This window comes from Actinoplanes sp. NBC_00393, assembly GCF_036053395.1.
Lineage (GTDB): Bacteria > Actinomycetota > Actinomycetes > Mycobacteriales > Micromonosporaceae > Actinoplanes.
Window position 1 is genome coordinate 8,443,295 of sequence record NZ_CP107942.1, and the last position, 17,154, is coordinate 8,460,448.

Here is a 17,154-nt window from a genome sequence, read left to right on the forward strand (position 1 = left end):
GGAATGCCCGGTACGCCGCCCATGCGTTTCGCCTATCTCGGTCCGGAAGGCACCTTCACCGAGGCCGCCCTGCGCACCATCCCCGCGGCTGAGCACGGCGTGCGTACGCCGGCTCGCAGCGTCCCGGAAGCGCTGGAGGCGGTCCGGTCCGGTGAGGCCGACGCCGCCCTGGTCCCGCTGGAGAACTCGGTGGGCGGCGCCGTCCCGGTCACGCTCGACGAGCTGATCACCGGGAGTCCGCTGATGATCACGCGAGAGGTGCTGCTGCCGGTCGAGTTCGTCCTGGCCGCCCGGGCACTCACCCCGCTCGCCGAGATCCGGTCCATCGCCGCGCACCCGCAGGCCTCCGCCCAGTGCCGGCACTGGCTGCGGGCGAACGCGCCGGACGCCGTCGTCGTCGACGTGCTGTCCAACGCCGCGGCGGCGATCAGTGCGGCCGCCGGCGAGTACGACGCGGCCCTGTGCGCGCCGATCGGGGTGTCGCAGCACAGACTCACCGTGCTCGCCGAGAAGGTGGCCGACCGGGCCGAGGCGGTCACCCGCTTCGCGCTGCTGACCCGCCCCGGCGCACCGGCCGGGCCGACCGGTGACGACGTGACGTCGCTGGCCGTGTCGATCCGGCACGACCAGGTCGGCGCGTTGCTCGCGGTGCTCACCGAGCTCGCGGTGCGGGGCATCAACCTGTCCCGGATCGAGTCCCGGCCGACCGGTGAGCAGCTCGGGACGTACGTCTTCTTTCTGGACTGCACCGGGCACGTGGCCGAGCCCCGCCTCGGCGAGGCCCTCCAGGGCCTGCGCCGCATCTGTGCGGAGGTCCGCTTCCTCGGCAGCTACGCCAAGCACCGGCTTCAGCCGGAGCCGCCGGTGGCGGCCCCGGCCGGCCTCTCGGACACCGACTTCGCCGACTCAGCAGCCTGGCTGACCCGGATCCGCGCCGGCGAACTCAGCCTCTAGTCGTCAAAAAGGCTGCTCAGGACGCCGCCGCTGGAGCTCTTCTGGCCGTTGCCGAGACCGGCGATGCCACCCGGCGGCAGCTCGGAGGGCTGCACGACCACGAAGCCCTGACCGGCGAAGCTCATCGTGAACCGCTCGCCGGTGCTGCGCCCGAAGAGCGTGCCGATGCCCAGCTGGTCGGCTCGGTGGTACCCGGTCTGCAGGCTCGCCGACCAGGCGATCGCGGCCTGCGGGTCGACGTAGGTCGGCTGGTCGACGTTGAGCACCACCGGCGTTCCGTTGGTGGTGACCGCGATCCGGCCGCGCCCGGAGAACACGCAGTTGAACAGGCCGGCGCTGGACATCATCCCGGCGCCGGAGACCATCTTGATGTCGTACTGCAGCGTCGAGTCGAAGGCCAGCACGTTGGCGCCGTTGATCGAGAGGGCATCACCCTGGTCCAGATCGATCAAGTGGACGTCGGCGGCGTTGTCGGCGAGGAAGACGTCGCCGTTGCCGCGCACCCGCATCAGCGGCACGCCCTCGCCGGTCAGCTTCTGCTTGAGGAACTTGCCGATGCCACCGGACCCGAGCGCCTCGAACTGGACCTGTCCCTGATAGGCGACCATCGACCCGGTACGAGCGAGGAACTCACCGTTGAGCTCGGCCTTCAGCAACTTGGAGTTCTGCAGCCGGAGCCCGGGTTGGCTGGACTCCTTCTCGAGGTTTTCGGCGGAGAAGAGTTCGCTACGCATGTCTCCAGCGTAGGGACCGGACTCAACGAATCAGCCCCAACCGAGTTCGTGCAGGCGGTGGTCGTCGATGCCGAAATGGTGGGCGATCTCGTGCACCACGGTGATGGCGACCTCGTCCACCACGTCGTCCTCGGAGTCGCAGACCTTCAGGGTGGGCAGACGGTAGATGGTGATCCGGTCGGGCAGCGTGCCGGCGTAATCCCAGCCGCGGTCGGTGAGGGCGGTCCCCTCGTACAGGCCCAGCAGGTCGTCACTGCCGTCCGGCGGCAGGTCCTCGACCAGGAAGACCACGTTGTTCATCAGGGAGAGCAGCTCGACGGGGACCTCGTCGAGGGCCTCGCCGACCAACTCCTCAAAACGTTCACGACTCATGTCGACCGGCACGTCGTACATTCTGCCTGCCGACGCGGCTCGCGCCGCGCCGGCAGACCCGCGACTCAGGCCAGCTTCGCGTTGAGGCTGATCTCGGCGCCCGGCTTGAGCAGCTTGGAGATCGGGCAGTTCTCCTTGGCGCCTTCCGCCAACTCCTGGAACTTGGCGTCGTCGATGCCCGGCACGTCGCCGACGGTCTCCAGGTCGATGCGGGTGACACCGAAACCGGCGTCGCCCTTGTCCAGGTGCACCTTCGCGGTGGTCTCGACCGAGGTGGGCGTGAAGCCCGCGTCGGCCAGGCCCTTCGAGAAGGCCATCGAGAAGCAGCCGGCGTGCGCGGCGGCGATCAACTCCTCGGGGTTCGTCCCCTCGCCCTCCTCGAAGCGCGACTTGAACGAGTAGTTCCCCTGGTAGCCACCCTTACCGGTCTTGACAGTGCCGGAACCCTCGGTGAGGTTCCCTTCCCAGCGAGCCGAAGCAGTACGAATAGGCATGACCAGAACGCTAACCCATCTCGGGGCCGCTGGTTCACAGACATCGTGAGGGGCCATCATGGATCGCATGTCCGTTGAATCTGAGGTCGGCGAGCAGTCGGTGGTCGAGTTCGGTCCCTCCGACGACTCGGAGGAGCCCCGGCGCAGGCCGCGGACGGACTATCTGCGAGCTCTGGCGAACGACCGGCGGCTCCCGGTCCTGACCGCCGGTCTCGCCGGCATCGCGGTCTTCGCGTCACTGATCTCCGAGTGGCAGGTCACCAACATCGAGCAGATCGCGTACGCGGAGGACGAGGAACTGCTCAGTCAGACCCAGTTGCTGCCGACCGACCTCTTCGACCTCGGGGGCATCGGCGGGGCGTACCTGGTCGGGCTCTTCCTGCTCGCGATCTCGGTGATGCTGGTGCTCTTCGGCCCGGGCGCGGGCCGGCGATACGCCCGGCTCGCCGGCTACGGCGTCGGCGGCATCCTGGTCGCGCTGCTGCTGGCGATGGTCCACCTGCTCGGCAGCGAGACCCGGCTGATCTCGCGCTACTTCTCGATGCAGCTGGCGGCCGAACAGACCGAGGTGTCGTACGGCCGAGGGCTCTGGTGTGCGCTCGCCGGAGTGGCCGCCGCCCTGCTCGCGCTCTGGTTGACCACCCGGGAACCGGACACCGAGGACGGCCCGCGCTGGGTCCGGACCGTCGAGGAGGAGGACGAGGAGGACGAACCGGGTGCCCCATTGGATCTGACCATCTCGGCCTCCACACCGTTCGCCACTTTCCCCGGGCAACGGGACCAGCCACACCGATCGTGACACCGGGGGATATCCGGGTGCTGATCGGACCGCGCCGCCGGTAGGCTCGACAACCGTGATTGACCTGCGTCTGCTTCGCGAAGACCCCGAACTGATCCGCGCCAGCCAGCGACTGCGCGGCGAGTCCACCGAGCGGGTGGACGAGCTGCTGCGCGCCGACGAGGAGCGCCGGGCCGCTACGCAGCGGTTCGAGGCGGTCCGGGCGGAGCAGAAGTCCATCGGCAAAGAGGTGGCGAAGGCCTCCGGGGACGAGCGGGCGGCGCTGCTGGCGCGGACCAAGGAGCTGTCCGCCGAGGTGAAGTCGGCCGAGGCCGCCACCACCGAGGCCGAGCAGGAGCTGCGCCGCGCCCACCTCGCCGTGTCGAACGTGGTGGAGAACGGCGCTCCCCCCGGCGGTGAGGACGACTTCGTCGTTCTGCGCACCGTCGGGGACATCCCGGCCATCGACTCGCCGAAGGATCATCTGGAGCTCGGTCAGGGGCTGCGCGCCATCGACACCGAGCGCGGGGCGAAGGTGTCCGGGTCGCGGTTCTACTTCCTCACCGGTGTCGGCGCGCTGCTCCAGCTCGGGCTGCTCCAGCTGGCCATCCAGCAGGCGGTGGAGCACGGGTTCACCCCGTCGATCACGCCGACCCTGGTCCGGCCGGAGTCGATGGAGGGCACCGGCTTCCTCGGCGCGCACGCCAGCGAGATCTACCGGCTCGAGGCCGACGATCTTTACCTGGTCGGCACGTCGGAGGTGCCACTCGCGGCGTACCACTCGAACGAGATCATCGACCTTTCGCAGGGGCCGGAGCGGTTCGCCGGCTGGTCGACCTGTTACCGGCGGGAGGCCGGCTCGCACGGCAAGGACGTGCGCGGCATCCTGCGGGTGCACCAGTTCGACAAGGTCGAGATGTTCTCGTTCTGCCGCCCGGAGGAGGCCCTGGCCGAGCACCAGCGCCTGCTCGCGATGGAGGAGGAGATGCTGGCCAAGGTCGAGATTCCGTACCGGGTGATCGACGTGGCGGCCGGTGACCTCGGTTCCAGCGCGGCCCGGAAGTACGACTGCGAGGCCTGGGTGCCGTCGCAGGGGCGGTACCGCGAGGTCACCTCGACGTCGAACTGCACGACGTTCCAGGCCCGCCGGCTCAACATCCGCTACCGCGACGCGGACGGCAAGCCGCAGATCGCCGCCACGCTGAACGGGACGTTGGCCACCACCCGGTGGCTGATCCCGATCCTGGAGAACCACCAGCAGCCGGACGGCTCGGTGCGCGTGCCGAAGGCTCTGCAGCCGTTCCTCGGCGGCCGGGACGTGCTCGAACCCGTTCGTTGACCTTGGCGCAACCGACTGGCTACCAGTTGTCATAGCCGCTGGTAGTCAGTCGGGTGTACCGTTCTCCTTCCGCCCTCCGCGGGGGTTGTCACACCCTCGGAGGTATCGATGCTCAAGCCTGGGCTCCCCAAGCTGATCGCCACCGACCTGGACGGGACACTGGTTCGCAGCGATGACACCGTGTCCGCGTACACCCATGAGGTGCTCGACCGGGTCCGCGCCGCCGGCATCCGGATCGTCGCCGCCACCGGCCGCGGTCCGCGTCTGACCTCGCTCACCCGCAACGACATCCGGGTCGCCGACTATCTGGTGCTGGCCCAGGGCGGATGGGTGCTCGACCAGGCCGAGGCCCGCTACCTGCGGCAGTCCCGGCTTCCCGGCCCGGTGCTGGGTGAGGTGCTCGGTGCGCTGGAGTCGGCGACCGGGCCGCTGTCGGTGATGTTCGAGGCGCTCGATCACGATGATGCGCCGCTCTGGGGCGATTACGACCCGACCTGGCGCTATCCGGTCACCGTCGAGTCGCGGACCCGGTCCGAGTGCCTGACCGGCGACGTGATCAAAGCGTTCGCCCGCTCGTTCGAGCTCGGCGTCGACGACCTGCTCGCGGTGGCCCGCCGGGTCGTGCCGCCGGATGTGGCGACCGTTACCCAGGCCGGCCTCGACTACGTGGAGATCTGCCCGGCGGGTGTGGACAAGGGCACCGGCCTCGCGGTGGTCGCCGAGGCGGTCGGGGTGGATCCCGCGGACGTGCTGGTCTTCGGTGACATGCCCAACGACCTGCCGATGTTCGGCTGGGCGGGCTGGGGCCGGGTGGCCGTGGCGAACGCTCATCCGGAGCTGCTGGCGGTCGCTGACACGGTGACGCTCGCCAATGACGAGGACGGGGTGGCCGTGTTCCTGGACCGGCTATTGTCGAGGTGATGGCCCCTTTTCAGTTAGTCGCCACCGACATCGACGGCACGCTGATCACCAGCGAGCGCACCATCTCCCAGCGGACCCTCGACGTTCTGGCCCAGGTGCCTGTGCCCGTGGTCCTGGTGACCGGTCGCCCGCTGCGCTGGCTCGACCAGCTCTACGACCAGTTGCCGGCGCCGCTGCCCGCGGTCTGCGCGAACGGGGCGGTCATCTACGACCCGCACACCGACGAGGTCCTGCGCACCGAGTCCCTGCCGGTCGACCTGCTGCTGGACGTGACGAAACGCCTGCGCGACACGATTCCGGACGTCTCGCTGGCGGTCGAGGTGGAGGACGGGCGCTCGTTCGTGCACGAGCCGACCTGGACGATCCGCTGGGAGCACGACCACCGGGTGCGAGTGATCGCCTCGCCTGAGGAGCTCACCTCGGTCCCGGCGGTCAAGCTGCTGGCTCGTTCCGCGACCGCCGACCCCGACGAGTTCCTGGAGCTGATCAGCACCACGCTGGGCGGTCTGGCCGAGGCGACCCGCTCGTCCTCGTCCGCGCTCGTGGAGATCTCCGCGGTCGGCGTCACCAAGGCGGCCGGGCTGGCCTGGCTCTGCGAGCGCGAGGGTGTCACGGCCGAACAGGTCGTCGCCTTCGGCGACATGCCCAACGACATCCCGATGCTCAGCTGGGCCGGCCGCGCGGTCGCCATGGGCAACGCCCACCCCGCACTGCGCGCGGTCGCCGACGAGGTCACCCTCTCCAACGACGAGGACGGCGTGGCTGACTATTTGAGTCGCGCTTTCCACCTCTGATCGGTACGCGCGACGCCGCCCCGAACCGCAGCTACCCCGTCCCGCCGCGCCGACGCGAGTCAGGTGCCGCTCCTGGCCGCCCGGCGCCCGCCGGGCTGAAGCACCGGGTCCAGCTGACGCCCAGCGTCGCTTCGCGCGCTGCGAAGCAGCAGCCACGGTCAGCCCAGCCTGCGGGCTGACGCGCAGCGTCGCCTCCCGCGCTGCGAAGCAGCACTCACGGTCAGCTGAGCTTTGCGGGCTGACGCCCAGCGTCGCCTCCCGCGCTGCGAAGCAGCACTCACGGTCAGCTGAGCCCGGCCGGCTGACGCGCAGCGTCGCTTTGCGCGCTGCGAAGCAGCGGTGGGGGTCAGCTGGGCTCGGTGCTTAAGCCCGGCGCGGGCGCTGCGGCCTGGAGCGGCTGCTTGGTCGCTTCGTGCGGCGGGGCGGCGTAGCTGGGTTTGGGGAGGTGTGGGCGTACCCCGGCGGGTTTTTGATGTTGCCCGCCGGGGGATGTGCTCAGAGGTACTGGCCGGTGCGGCCCTGGATGTCGCCCTGCTTGCCACCGATGATGCCGCCGGCGCCCATCGGGAGGGCCGGGCGGCCCGGAACGCCGCCGCGCATCTGCTCCAGCTGGAGGCGGGCGGCCATCTGCTGGGCGACCAGTGCGGCCTGGATGCCGTGGAAGAGCCCCTCGAGCCAGCCGACCAGCTGGGCCTGGGCGATCCGCAGTTCGGCCTCGCTGGGCGGGGTCTCGCCCTCGAACGGGAGGGAGAGGCGCTCGAGTTCCTCGCGGAGCTCCGGTGCCAGGCCGTCCTCCAGCTCGGTGATCGACCGCTGGTGGATCTCCCGCAGCCGGCCCCGGCTCGCCTCGTCCAGCGGCGCGGCCCGCACCTCTTCGAGGAGCTGCTTGATCATGCTGCCGATGCGCATGACCTTCGCCGGCTGCTCGATGAGATTGCCCGGCTCCTCCGGGGTGAGCGTGCCGTCCTGCTCGACCGTGCCCATCGGGCGGCCGTCAGGGCCCACGACGATGACGGAGCCGTCTTCCTTCTGCTCAGTGGTGCGGGTGTCGTCGGTCATGCAGTCCATCTTTGCGCACGGCCGTTCACGACCGAAGTTCGGCTACGGCACATTTGACACTTCCGCCACCCCTCTTCAGCTCGGAGAGGTCCACGTGGACCGGCAGGTAACCGGCTTCGCGCACCTTGTGGCCCATCGCGACGGCTTCCGTGTTGAGAATCACGTGGCGGCCGTCGCTGACCAGGTTCAGCCCGAAGGCCTCGGCGTCGGCGCGGTCGGCCAGCACGGCGTCCGGGAAGAGCTGGGCGAGAATCTGCTGGGAGGCCGGGGAGAAGGCGCCCGGGTAGTACGTGACGTGGCGGTCGTCGAGGGCGGCCAGCGCGGTGTCCAGGTGGTAGAAGGCCGGGTCGACCAGCTTCAGCGAGATCACCGGGCGGCCGAGCACCTCCTGCGCCTCGGCGTGCGCGGCCGGGTCGGTGCGGAAGCCGTAGCCGGCGAGGACGATGCCGCCGTAGGCCGCCGGGAGGTACGCGAAGTCGCCCTCGCCTTCGTTGACGTGCTCGGGTGCGACGAACTTCCACCCGCCGGAGGTCGCGTAGAACGCCTGGTGAGCGGGGGCCTCGTCGGCACGCTGCGGATGCTTGAAGCGGGCGCCGTAGACGGTGCCGTCGACCGAGAACGCGCCGTTCGCCGAATAGACCATGTCGGGCAGGCCGGGCCGGGCGTCCAGCACGTGCACCAGGTGCCCGAGATCGGTGAGGGTGGTGCGCAGCATCTCCCACTGCTTGAGCGCCAGCGCGGCGTCCACCGCGGCCGAGGTGTCCATCCACGGGTTGATCGCGTACTCGACCGTGAAATGCTCGGGGGGACACATGAGGTATGTCCGGTTTCGCGGCAAGCGCTCGATGTGGTTCATGAGGTTCAAGGGTAGGTAGGCTGCGTTGCAGCAAACAGCTCAAAATCTTGCTGCTCGGAGGCGAATCGTTGCAGATGGACGCCGTGGACCAGCGAATCATTGCGCATCTGGTGGCCGACGCTCGCGCTTCGTACGCCGAGATCGGCGCCAAGGTCTCGCTGTCCGCCCCCGCCGTGAAGAGACGTGTCGATCGCTTGCGCGCCAACGGCGTGATCAAGGGATTCACCGCGGTCATCGAGCCGTCCGCGGTCGGCTGGACCACCGAGGCGTTCGTGGAGCTGTTCTGCACCGGGCGCACCACGCCGGCCCAGATCACCGTGGCCACCCGGCGCCACCCCGAGGTGGTGGGCGCCTACACGGTCTCCGGGCAGGCGGACGCGCTCGTGCACCTGCGGGCCGCCGACATCGGGCACCTGGAGCAGGCGCTGGAGCGGCTGCGCGCCGAGCCGTTCGTGACCTCGACGCGCAGCATGGTGGTGCTGTCCCGGCTCGTGGAGACGCCGACCGCAGTGCCGTTCTAGAGGTACATCCCCGGGCGGTGCTGATCGTCCGCGGGACGCTCCTTGGCCGGCACCGGCTTGTCACCCTCGCCGAAGAACCGCTTGCCGCCGAACTCGCCGTGCAGCCGATCGTCCAGCTCGTCGGCAAGACCGGTCATCACCTGGACGGCGAGCATGAGGTGGATGGCCTGGAAGTTGCGACCGAACACCGGGATCGACGCCCAGACCGTGTCCTGCGCGCAGTACAGCCGACCGATCGGCATCCGGTTGGTCAGCTCGGAGAGCTTCACGTAGAGCTGCTCCGTGGGCTCGACCTCGGTCAGGATCGGCGAGAAGACGTCCACCAGCGGCGGATTGTCACGGACCCGGACGAACACCATCGCCGAGCCGGCCCGGATGCCGACGTCGCCGTCCGCGTCGACCTGCAGCTGGTCGACGGTGGTCTTCGACATGGTGGCGACGACCGTGCGCACCCGCTCCTCGAGCGGGACGACGTCCTCGGTCACATTCGCCAGAGCCGCCTCGAGCGAGTCTTCGTCAAGGCCGAAGTCGCCCTCGATGCTCGGCTCGTGCCGTGCGGTCCCGAGCGGGGAGGCGTCGATCGGCTCGTCCTCCTCGTCGTGGACCAGGTAGACGAGGAAGGCCGGGTGAGGTGCGCCGTAGACGTCGCGCAGCGTCCGGGAGACCACGGTGGCGAGCTGGGTCGCCGTCTCCTGCGACGAGCGCAGACCGAACGAGTCACCGGAGCCGGCCAGCACCCCCGGGGGTGACCAGCCGAGCGCGACCAGGTCGGCGACGGCCGCCCGGTCCATCCGGAACTCCGGGGGCAGCTCCGCGTTGCCGACGGCGAGCGCCTCGACCACGCCGTCGGGCAGGACGCGGATGCTCACCGAGTAGACCGCGGTGCCCGTGCCGGAAGCGGTGGGGTCGAGAGTGATGTCGACGTGCGCACCGGGCGGCAGCTCGGGCACCAAGCCGGCCAGCGAACTCGCGAACTCACGCCACGCCTGGGTCACCTTGGCCTTCAGGTCGGCCGTGGTGGGCTCGTCAAGCAACACACCCTCGGACGTTTCGCCGGCGCCTTCTGCCGTCATGATCGCACCTCCGTCTGTCACCCTATCGAGCGGCGATCCATGCTGGAGCCAGGGATGTCAGGCTTTGCGATCAGGCCATGCCAGGGCCAGGGCGCTGATTTTCGCGGCGGCCTCCGCGGGGGCGAGACCACGCCCCACAGCCAGCCCCATCAGGTACGCCGTGACCGGCGCCCCGGGCCGCAGGACGTTGTGCGCCACATCGCGGGCCACGTCGAGCAACTCCTTCGCCGGCACCTCGTCCGGCGAGACGCCCAGCTCGGCCCCGGCCGCGGCGATCCACGCGTCCAACTCGTTCATCTCGCCCATTCCTCAGCCGTCCGCAGGTCGTCGTCGGTGTCGCAGTCGAACCACGGCGGCGGCCCCGGCCGGCGCCAGGACACCTCGGCGATCCGCAGGTTCGCCAGCAAGGCCCGCACCGGCGCGCCGTGCAGACTGCCGCGCTCCTCGGCGAGGCGGTTGATCGCGGCACGCAACGACGCCGTACGCCAAACCCCGCACAACACCTGCAACTGCCCCTCGGCGTCCCGATAGACCGCGCCCTCCATCGGCGCCGACTCCATGGTCAGCCGCAGCACGTCGATCGCCTCACCGGTCAGCAACGGCAGATCGGCGGCGAGCAGCGCGGTGAAAGCGATGTTCTCCGGCACCAGCGCCAGCCCCGCGGCGGCCGCGGCCACCGGCCCGCCACCCGGCGGCTCCTCCCGTGTCACGTGCACCTGAACCGGCAGGTCGGGTGGCACCCGGCCGACCACGACACGCGGGTCGGCGTCGTGCACGGCCGCGAGCACCCGGGTCAGCATCGACTGCCCGCCGACGGGCAAGGTCGGCTTGTCGGCCCCACCCATCCGCCGCGCCGCACCGCCCGCCAGTACCACCGCCGCAAATCCCCCCACGTGAGTACCGTATCCCGAGCGCGTGCCGGACGTGACCACGCGCTCAGTTCGACGCGGTCGTAAGCTCCCGCCATGGGACGGAACACGGCGCGCCGCACGGTGGTGAGCATCGACGTCGGCGAGTCGCCGGCGGTCCGGCGCCGCCCGGACGAGCTGGCCGCCGAGGAGCCGCTGGAGATCCGGATCCGGAAGCAGCCGCTGGCGGTCACCATGCGCACCCCCGGGCACGACCTCGACCTGGCCATGGGTTTCTTGCTCAGCGAGGGCGTGATCGGCAAGGCGGAGGACGTGGTGACGGCCCAGCTCTGCGCCGGGACGGACACGCCGAACACGTACAACGTGGTGGACGTGGTGCTTGATCCGCACGTGCCGCCGCCGGTGACCGACCCGAGCCGGAACTTCTACACCACCAGCTCGTGCGGAGTCTGCGGGAAGGCGAGCATCGACGCCATACGCACCCGCTCGCTCTTCGACGTGACGGCCGACCCGCTGGAGATCCCGGCGCGACTCCTCGCCGAGCTGCCGGGCAAGTTGCGTGCGGCACAGCGGACGTTCGACCGTACGGGTGGGCTGCACGCCGCCGGACTGTTCACCGCCGCCGGTGACCTGCTCGTCCTGCGCGAGGACGTGGGCCGGCACAACGCGGTCGACAAGGTGCTCGGCTGGGCGCTGCGCGAGGGCCGGCTGCCGCTGGCCGGGCACGTCCTGCTCGTCTCCGGCCGGGCCAGCTTCGAGCTGATGCAGAAGGCCTGGATGGCCGGGTTGCCGCTGCTGGCCGCGGTGTCGGCGCCGAGCACGCTCGCCGTCGAGCTGGCCGACGAGGCCGGGATGACGCTCGTCGGTTTCCTCCGGGAGCCGACGATGAACGTCTACGCCGGGGCACATCGCGTCACGGTCTGACCACATGGGATTCGGATCCCCGTAAGCCCTGATCACATTTACCTTCATCCATCTTCGCGAGGCTGCGATGCATGCCGATCTCGCGTCGAACCCTGTTGCTGAGCTCTGCCGCCGCCGGTGCTGCCGGAGCGGTCACGACGTGGCCGCTCTCCGCGCAGGCCGCGCCCTATCGGGGACCGTTGCAATCCGATCCGTTCACCCTCGGAGTCGCGTCCGGCGACCCGGACCCGGACGGCTTCGTGCTCTGGACCCGGCTCGCCACCACCCCGCTCGCCGATGACGGGCTGGGTGGCATGCCGTCTCGGAACGTGCCGGTGACCTGGGAACTCGCCGCCGACGGGCGGTTCCGCAAGGTGGTCCGCCGCGGTGTCGTGATCGCCCGGGCGGACCGGGCGCACAGCGTGCACGTGGAACTGAACGGCCTCTCCGCCGACCGGGAGTACTTCTACCGCTTCCACGCCGAGCGCTACACCTCGCCGGTGGGCCGGACCCGCACCGCACCCGCGCGCTGGGCAGCCGGCGGTGCGCTGGCCATGGCGTTCGTCTCCTGCTCCCAGTACGAGCACGGCTACTTCACCGCATACCGCCGGCTGGCCGAGGACGAGCCGGACCTGATCCTGCACCTCGGCGACTACCAGTACGAGTACGCGCCGGACACGTACAACATCCCGGGCGGCAACCCGCGTGACCACGAGGGCCCGGAGACCGTCACGCTGGCGAACTACCGTCAGCGGCACGCGCAGTACAAGACCGACCCGGACCTGCAGGCCGCGCACGCGGTGGCGCCCTGGGCCGTGGTCTGGGACGACCACGAGACCGAGAACAACTGGGCCGACGAGGTCCCCGAGGCGCCCGACTCGAACTTCCTCGCCCGGCGGGCGGCGGCGTTCCAGGCGTACTACGAGAACATGCCGCTGCGCCGCACCTCGGTCCCGAACGGCATCGACCTGCAGCTTTACCGGCGGCTGCACTGGGACCGGCTGGCCACCTTCCACATGCTCGACACCCGTCAGTACCGGGACGACCAGGGCTGCGGTGACGGGTACAAGGACTGCCCGGCCGCGTACGACCCGGCGCGCAGTATCACCGGCGCCGAGCAGGAAGCCTGGCTGCTCGACGGCTTCCGCCGGTCCACCGCGCGCTGGGACATCCTCGGCCAGCAGGTCTTCTTCGGGCAGCGGGACAACAACTCCGGCCCGCAGAAGGTGCTCAGCATGGACTCGTGGGACGGATACCAGGCGTCCCGGGACCGGATCACCCGCGGCTGGGTGGAGGCCGGGGTCCGCAACCCGGTGGTGCTCACCGGTGACGTGCACGCGCACTGGGCCGGCGAGCTCAAGCTCGATTACGACGACCCGACCTCCAAGACCGTCGGCACCGAGCTGGTCTGCTCGTCGATCACCTCCGGCGGCAACGGCGCGGACGTGCCGAGCGGCCAGCACAGCTGGGCGGCGTGGAATCCGCACCTGCGCTTTTACAACAACCAGCGCGGTTACGTCCGGACCCGGATCGCGGCGGACTCGCTGACCGCGGACTTCGTGGTCCTGCCCTATGTGACGACCGCGGGCGCCGCGGCGCACACCCGGGCCAGTTTCGTCATCGAGGACCGGGTGCCGGGCCTGAACCAGGTGGCGGACAACCCGACTCCGGCCGCCACGTTGCGCTCCGGGCCGGTCGACCTCGGTGAGGAGACCATTCGGCAGGAGACCGCGCGGCCCTGACAGGTTCACCTGCTGCTCCGGCGGCGAATTCCGATGCGGGATTCGCCGCCGGTCACCATGTGCGGGGACAGCCCGTACCCGAGCAGGTTGTGCAACATCGCGGCGATCTGGTGCTGCGGCTCCTCGCGCAGCGCCCGGTCCACGGCGACCCTGGCCAGGGCACCTCGCCCGGATCGCCAGGCGGAGTAACCCAGCAGGCAGGCCGGCGCCGCCACATACGCCGGCTCGACCCGGCGCAGCACGTCGGTCCAGAGCCGGATCCGCCACTCGTCCGGGCCGGCCCGGTCGAACGCGTAGTCCTCCACCGCCTTGTCCACCAGCAGCACCCCGAGCCAGGCGGCCTCGTCGTCGGTGAGTGTCCGGCCCGACCGGTACCGCCGCTCGGCCTCCCGGACCGCGGTCCGCCCGGCACGCCGGATCATCCGCCCGTACCGCGCGGCGTCCCGGTCCTCACCGAGCAGGTCGTCGGCGAGCAGATCGGTGAACCGCCGCCGGGCCCGCTCGGTGGCCGCGACCATGGCTTTCCGGGCTGCCCCGTCGACCGGCGCCACCTGGGCGACCAACTCGCGCCGGCTGGGCAGGGCGACGTGCCCGCGCAGGGTCGCCTCGGCGGCGATCACACTGTGCTCCGGCAGGCACGCCGTGCCCTCCGGGCTGCAGCAGCGCGGGTCGTCGCACAGGTACGACCACCACCGGCCGTCGGTGACCCGCATCGCGTCGTCCACCCGGACGTTCAAGGTCTGCAGAGCCTGCGTGAGACGCAACACCGCCGGGGTGACCCGTTCGGCCGGCCCGAATCCGACGATCACGATCGACGCCGCGTCCTGCCGGGCGACCGTCTCGGCGATGACCCGGGCCGCCTCACGGGCGTCGTCGGCGCTGCAATCCGGCGGCGGCAGGTCGTAGCACGCGCCGAAGTCCACCCGCGTACCGCTGAGGCCGACCATCGTCACGCTGTCGACCGGGTGGTAGCCCAGCAGGTAGGGCACCGCCGCGATGAGGTCGGACGGGGTACGGATGACGAGTGCGCATTCGGCTGACATGGCAGGCAGCCTGGCCGCTCGGCGAGGCGGCCCGTGTGCCGAACTTCGCGCCTGTGGACGACACGCCCGTCATCCACAGGCGGCCCGCGCGAAAGCCCAGCTAGGAGCGGAACGGCAACTCGTGGAGTTGCAGCCCCTCCTGGTTCCAGGGGTGGGAGTGCCGGTCCAGATCCATGGTCAGCTCGATCGAGGAGACCACGTCGTACCCGGCGGCGTGCAGGCTGCGGATCGCCTCCACGTTGCGGGACTCGGGCGAGATGGTCAGCGAGGTCATGTTCCGCTTCTTCGCCTCCGCCGCGACGTGCTGCAGCAGCAGCCGGCCGACCCCCTTGTGCCGGTGACCGATCGTCACCACCACCGGGTCGACCTCGCCGGCCCGGCCGCGAATGATCAGCCCGACCATCCCGATGACCCCGTCGTCGGCGTGGTCGGCAACCCAGAGCCCGGAGAGATCGAGCCTGGTCAGATACTCCTCGAAGCCTGCGCCGCCGTCGTCGGTGTGTTCCCCGTACATCTCGTTGTGCTGTCTGGTGAGCTCCGCCCACAAACGCCGGCCCGCGGAATGGTCACTCGGGCGATAGGAACGCACCGCGACAGGGGTCATGTCGCCATCATGCCTGCGAATTGGGACGTCCGTCACCAGAAGCGGAAGATAAGCACGTGGACCTGGCGTACCTGCGCGCGCACCCCCAGCATCTCCCGACATTTCTCACTCACCAGCGGATTCGCGAAACCCCGGTGGGCGGCGGCGTGTGCAACGCCAGCCGATTGACCCTCGACGACGGTTCGTCGCTGTTCGCCAAGACCTGGCCCACCGGCCCGGCGCCGGACGGCATGTTCGCCGCCGAGGCGGCCGGGCTGGCCTGGCTACGGTCAGCCGGGGCGGTTCCGGTGCCGGAAGTGCTGGTCGCCCTTCCGGAAATGCTCGCCATGGAATGGGTCGAGCCCGGCGAGCCGACCCCGGCGGCGGCAGCACAATTCGGCCGAGATCTGGCCGCGCTGCATCGCAGTGGCGCCGACGCCTACGGCGCCGATTGGGCGGGTTACATCGGTCCGCTGCCGCTGGACAACACACCCTCCACGGGCGACTGGGGGTCCTGGTTCGCAGCCCGGCGCCTGGCGCCCTACCTGCGAACTTCCGCGGATCGCGGTGCGCTTTCCGGCGCCGACATCGCGGTGGTCGAGCAGGTCATCAACACCATTGAGGGGTACGGGGTACCGGAGGCGCCCGCTCGCGTCCACGGGGATCTGTGGCCGGGGAACCTGCTGTGGGGGGCTGACGGGCGAGGATGGCTCGTCGATCCGGCTGCGCACGGCGGGCATCGGGAGACCGACCTGGCGACGCTCGCGCTGTTCGGCGGGGTTCCTCATCTGGACACGATCCTGGGGGCCTATCAGGAAGTATGGCCTCTTGCGGACGGGTGGCGCGTACGCGTACCTCTGCATCAATTGCACCTGTTGCTGGTGCACACCGCGGCTTTCGGTGGGGGTTATCGCAGCGCGGTGCGCGCAGCGGCCGATGCGGCCCTACGTGGGCTCCCTCCGCAATGTTGATCAATAGGGTAGATCGGCCCGGTGTGACGGGCTGGTTGTCCACAGGTCGAAATGCGTAGCGGCACGGCGAGGCAGGAGCGGCTAGATTCGATTCGTGAGCCTCTCCTGGAGATCATCCGCCCGAGCGCGGAGGCGGCGGTGACACCGCTCGCCGATCGCTTCGGCCGCGTCGCCACCGATCTGCGCGTGTCGCTGACCGATCGGTGCAATCTGCGCTGCACCTATTGCATGCCCGCAGAGGGTCTGGCGTGGATGCCGCAGCCTCAGCAGCTGACCGACGACGAGGTCAGCCGGCTGGTGCGGATCGCTGTGGAGCAGCTCGGTGTGACCGAGGTCCGGTTCACCGGTGGTGAGCCGCTGATCCGTCGTGGGCTGGTGCGCATCGTTACCGAGGCCGCGCAGCTCGACCCCCGGCCACGACTGTCGGTCACCACGAACGGCATCGGGCTCGACCGGATCGCGGCGCCGCTGCGGGACGCCGGCCTCGATCGGGTGAACGTTTCGCTCGACACCCTGGACCCGGCAAGGTTCCACACCTTGACCAGGCGTGATCGGCACGCTGATGTGCTGTCCGGTCTGCGGGCCGCAGCTGAAGCGGGTTTGACTCCCGTGAAGATCAATACCGTGCTGATGCGCGGGGTGAACGATGACGAGGCGCCGGCCCTGCTGCGGTTCGCGCTGGACCATGGCTATCAGTTGCGCTTCATCGAGCAGATGCCGCTGGATGCGCAACACCAGTGGGACCGGCACGAGATGGTCACCGCGGAGGAGATCCTCGCGGCCCTCGAGCCGTTCGGCCTGCAGCCCGACAATGTTTCACGTGGAACAGCGCCGGCTGAGACCTGGCTGGTTCCCGGACACATCGATGCGGCGGGGGAGCCGGCCCGGGTCGGCGTGATCGCGAGTGTGACGCGTCCGTTCTGCGGCGATTGCGACCGCACCCGGCTTACCGCCGACGGTCAGGTCCGCAACTGCCTGTTCGCGACCGAGGAGAGCGACTTGCGCAAGTTGCTGCGCGACGGTGCGCCGGACGGTGAGATCGCCGAGGCCTGGCGAGTCGCCATGTGGGGCAAGCGCGCCGGTCACGGCATTGATGACCCGTCGTTCCTGCAGCCCGCCCGTCCCATGTCCGCCATCGGAGGCTGACC

At 70.1% G+C, this 17,154-nt stretch carries 20 protein-coding genes; 10 read left to right on the forward strand and 10 right to left on the reverse strand.

The annotated features are described in order from the left end of the window. Positions 1 to 3 precede the first annotated feature (3 nt). Positions 4 to 954: a prephenate dehydratase gene (gene pheA, locus OHA21_RS39110; RefSeq protein ID WP_328463857.1), complete on the forward strand. Its 951-nt coding sequence runs from the start codon at positions 4 to 6 to the stop codon at positions 952 to 954. Here the strand turns inward: pheA and OHA21_RS39115 are convergent. From OHA21_RS39115 to OHA21_RS39125, 3 genes are read right to left on the reverse strand one after another with little or no spacing between them, the layout of a single operon-like run. Then, positions 951 to 1,688 (reverse strand): AIM24 family protein, encoded by a 738-nt coding sequence (locus OHA21_RS39115; protein ID WP_328463859.1) that lies wholly within the window; start codon positions 1,686 to 1,688, stop codon positions 951 to 953. The two genes, pheA and OHA21_RS39115, sit on opposite strands and share 4 nt — an antisense overlap. 30 nt (positions 1,689 to 1,718) lie before the next feature. After that, positions 1,719 to 2,081 carry a metallopeptidase family protein gene (locus OHA21_RS39120; protein WP_328463861.1) on the reverse strand — a complete coding sequence of 121 codons (363 nt, stop codon included), beginning with the start codon at positions 2,079 to 2,081 and terminating at the stop codon, positions 1,719 to 1,721. A 44-nt stretch (positions 2,082 to 2,125) separates the two neighbouring features. Then, positions 2,126 to 2,554, reverse strand: coding sequence for an OsmC family protein (locus OHA21_RS39125; RefSeq protein WP_328463863.1), 429 nt, complete (start codon positions 2,552 to 2,554; stop codon positions 2,126 to 2,128). A 67-nt stretch (positions 2,555 to 2,621) separates the two neighbouring features. Here OHA21_RS39125 and OHA21_RS39130 point away from each other — a divergent pair, with 67 nt between their 5' ends. The 4 genes from OHA21_RS39130 to OHA21_RS39145 all read left to right on the forward strand — a co-directional run bounded on the left by OHA21_RS39130 (position 2,622) and on the right by OHA21_RS39145 (position 6,386). After that, positions 2,622 to 3,353, forward strand: a complete 732-nt coding sequence (locus OHA21_RS39130) for a hypothetical protein (RefSeq protein WP_328463865.1) — start codon at positions 2,622 to 2,624, stop codon at positions 3,351 to 3,353. Between the two features lie 55 nt (positions 3,354 to 3,408). Further along, positions 3,409 to 4,671, forward strand: coding sequence for a serine--tRNA ligase (gene serS, locus OHA21_RS39135; protein WP_328463867.1), 1,263 nt, complete (start codon positions 3,409 to 3,411; stop codon positions 4,669 to 4,671). 108 nt (positions 4,672 to 4,779) lie between these two features. After that, on the forward strand, positions 4,780 to 5,592 hold the full coding sequence (locus tag OHA21_RS39140; protein ID WP_328463869.1) for an HAD family hydrolase: 813 nt from the start codon (positions 4,780 to 4,782) through the stop codon (positions 5,590 to 5,592). Next, on the forward strand, positions 5,592 to 6,386 hold the full coding sequence (locus OHA21_RS39145) for a Cof-type HAD-IIB family hydrolase (protein ID WP_328463871.1): 795 nt from the start codon (positions 5,592 to 5,594) through the stop codon (positions 6,384 to 6,386). Before OHA21_RS39140 ends, OHA21_RS39145 begins: the two co-directional genes overlap by 1 nt. A 495-nt stretch (positions 6,387 to 6,881) precedes the next feature. On the opposite strand, the gene OHA21_RS39150 is transcribed toward OHA21_RS39145, so the two are convergent. Both OHA21_RS39150 and ddaH read right to left on the reverse strand, forming a co-directional pair. Further along, entirely contained in the window at positions 6,882 to 7,445 is a 564-nt protein-coding gene (locus tag OHA21_RS39150; RefSeq protein WP_328463873.1) for a bacterial proteasome activator family protein, read from the reverse strand. Positions 7,446 to 7,470: 25 nt separating this feature from the next. Then, positions 7,471 to 8,301: a dimethylargininase gene (gene ddaH, locus OHA21_RS39155; protein WP_328463876.1), complete on the reverse strand. Its 831-nt coding sequence runs from the start codon at positions 8,299 to 8,301 to the stop codon at positions 7,471 to 7,473. A 68-nt stretch (positions 8,302 to 8,369) separates the two neighbouring features. Between ddaH and OHA21_RS39160 the strand changes: the two genes are divergently transcribed. Further along, entirely contained in the window at positions 8,370 to 8,822 is a 453-nt protein-coding gene (locus tag OHA21_RS39160; RefSeq protein ID WP_328463878.1) for an Lrp/AsnC family transcriptional regulator, read from the forward strand. Here the strand turns inward: OHA21_RS39160 and OHA21_RS39165 are convergent. The 3 genes from OHA21_RS39165 to mobA are packed head-to-tail and all read right to left on the reverse strand — an operon-like array spanning position 8,819 to position 10,788. Then, a complete protein-coding gene (locus OHA21_RS39165) occupies positions 8,819 to 9,895 on the reverse strand; it encodes a T3SS (YopN, CesT) and YbjN peptide-binding chaperone 1 (protein ID WP_328463880.1) in 1,077 nt (358 codons plus the stop codon). The two genes, OHA21_RS39160 and OHA21_RS39165, sit on opposite strands and share 4 nt — an antisense overlap. 57 nt (positions 9,896 to 9,952) lie before the next feature. Further along, positions 9,953 to 10,192 carry a DUF6457 domain-containing protein gene (locus OHA21_RS39170; RefSeq protein WP_328463882.1) on the reverse strand — a complete coding sequence of 80 codons (240 nt, stop codon included), beginning with the start codon at positions 10,190 to 10,192 and terminating at the stop codon, positions 9,953 to 9,955. Then, a complete protein-coding gene (gene mobA, locus OHA21_RS39175; RefSeq protein WP_328463883.1) occupies positions 10,189 to 10,788 on the reverse strand; it encodes a molybdenum cofactor guanylyltransferase in 600 nt (199 codons plus the stop codon). The genes OHA21_RS39170 and mobA overlap by 4 nt, the downstream gene beginning before the upstream one ends. Positions 10,789 to 10,860: 72 nt before the next feature. Between mobA and fdhD the strand changes: the two genes are divergently transcribed. Both fdhD and OHA21_RS39185 read left to right on the forward strand, forming a co-directional pair. Then, the gene (gene fdhD, locus OHA21_RS39180; protein WP_328463885.1) at positions 10,861 to 11,688 is read left to right on the forward strand and encodes a formate dehydrogenase accessory sulfurtransferase FdhD; all 828 of its coding nucleotides are present in this window, start codon (positions 10,861 to 10,863) and stop codon (positions 11,686 to 11,688) included. Between the two features lie 71 nt (positions 11,689 to 11,759). Then, positions 11,760 to 13,409, forward strand: a complete 1,650-nt coding sequence (locus OHA21_RS39185) for an alkaline phosphatase D family protein (protein WP_328463887.1) — start codon at positions 11,760 to 11,762, stop codon at positions 13,407 to 13,409. 5 nt (positions 13,410 to 13,414) lie between these two features. Here OHA21_RS39185 and OHA21_RS39190 read toward each other — a convergent pair whose 3' ends face one another. Both OHA21_RS39190 and OHA21_RS39195 read right to left on the reverse strand, forming a co-directional pair. Further along, a complete protein-coding gene (locus tag OHA21_RS39190; protein WP_328463889.1) occupies positions 13,415 to 14,452 on the reverse strand; it encodes a DUF4192 domain-containing protein in 1,038 nt (345 codons plus the stop codon). A gap of 100 nt (positions 14,453 to 14,552) precedes the next feature. Then, entirely contained in the window at positions 14,553 to 15,056 is a 504-nt protein-coding gene (locus OHA21_RS39195) for a GNAT family N-acetyltransferase (protein ID WP_328463891.1), read from the reverse strand. A 56-nt stretch (positions 15,057 to 15,112) separates the two neighbouring features. Between OHA21_RS39195 and OHA21_RS39200 the strand changes: the two genes are divergently transcribed. Further along, positions 15,113 to 16,006 (forward strand): fructosamine kinase family protein, encoded by an 894-nt coding sequence (locus tag OHA21_RS39200; protein ID WP_328463893.1) that lies wholly within the window; start codon positions 15,113 to 15,115, stop codon positions 16,004 to 16,006. Positions 16,007 to 16,144: 138 nt separating this feature from the next. Continuing rightward, complete coding sequence (gene moaA, locus OHA21_RS39205) at positions 16,145 to 17,152, forward strand: GTP 3',8-cyclase MoaA (RefSeq protein WP_328463895.1); 1,008 nt, start codon at positions 16,145 to 16,147, stop codon at positions 17,150 to 17,152. Positions 17,153 to 17,154 lie beyond the last annotated feature (2 nt).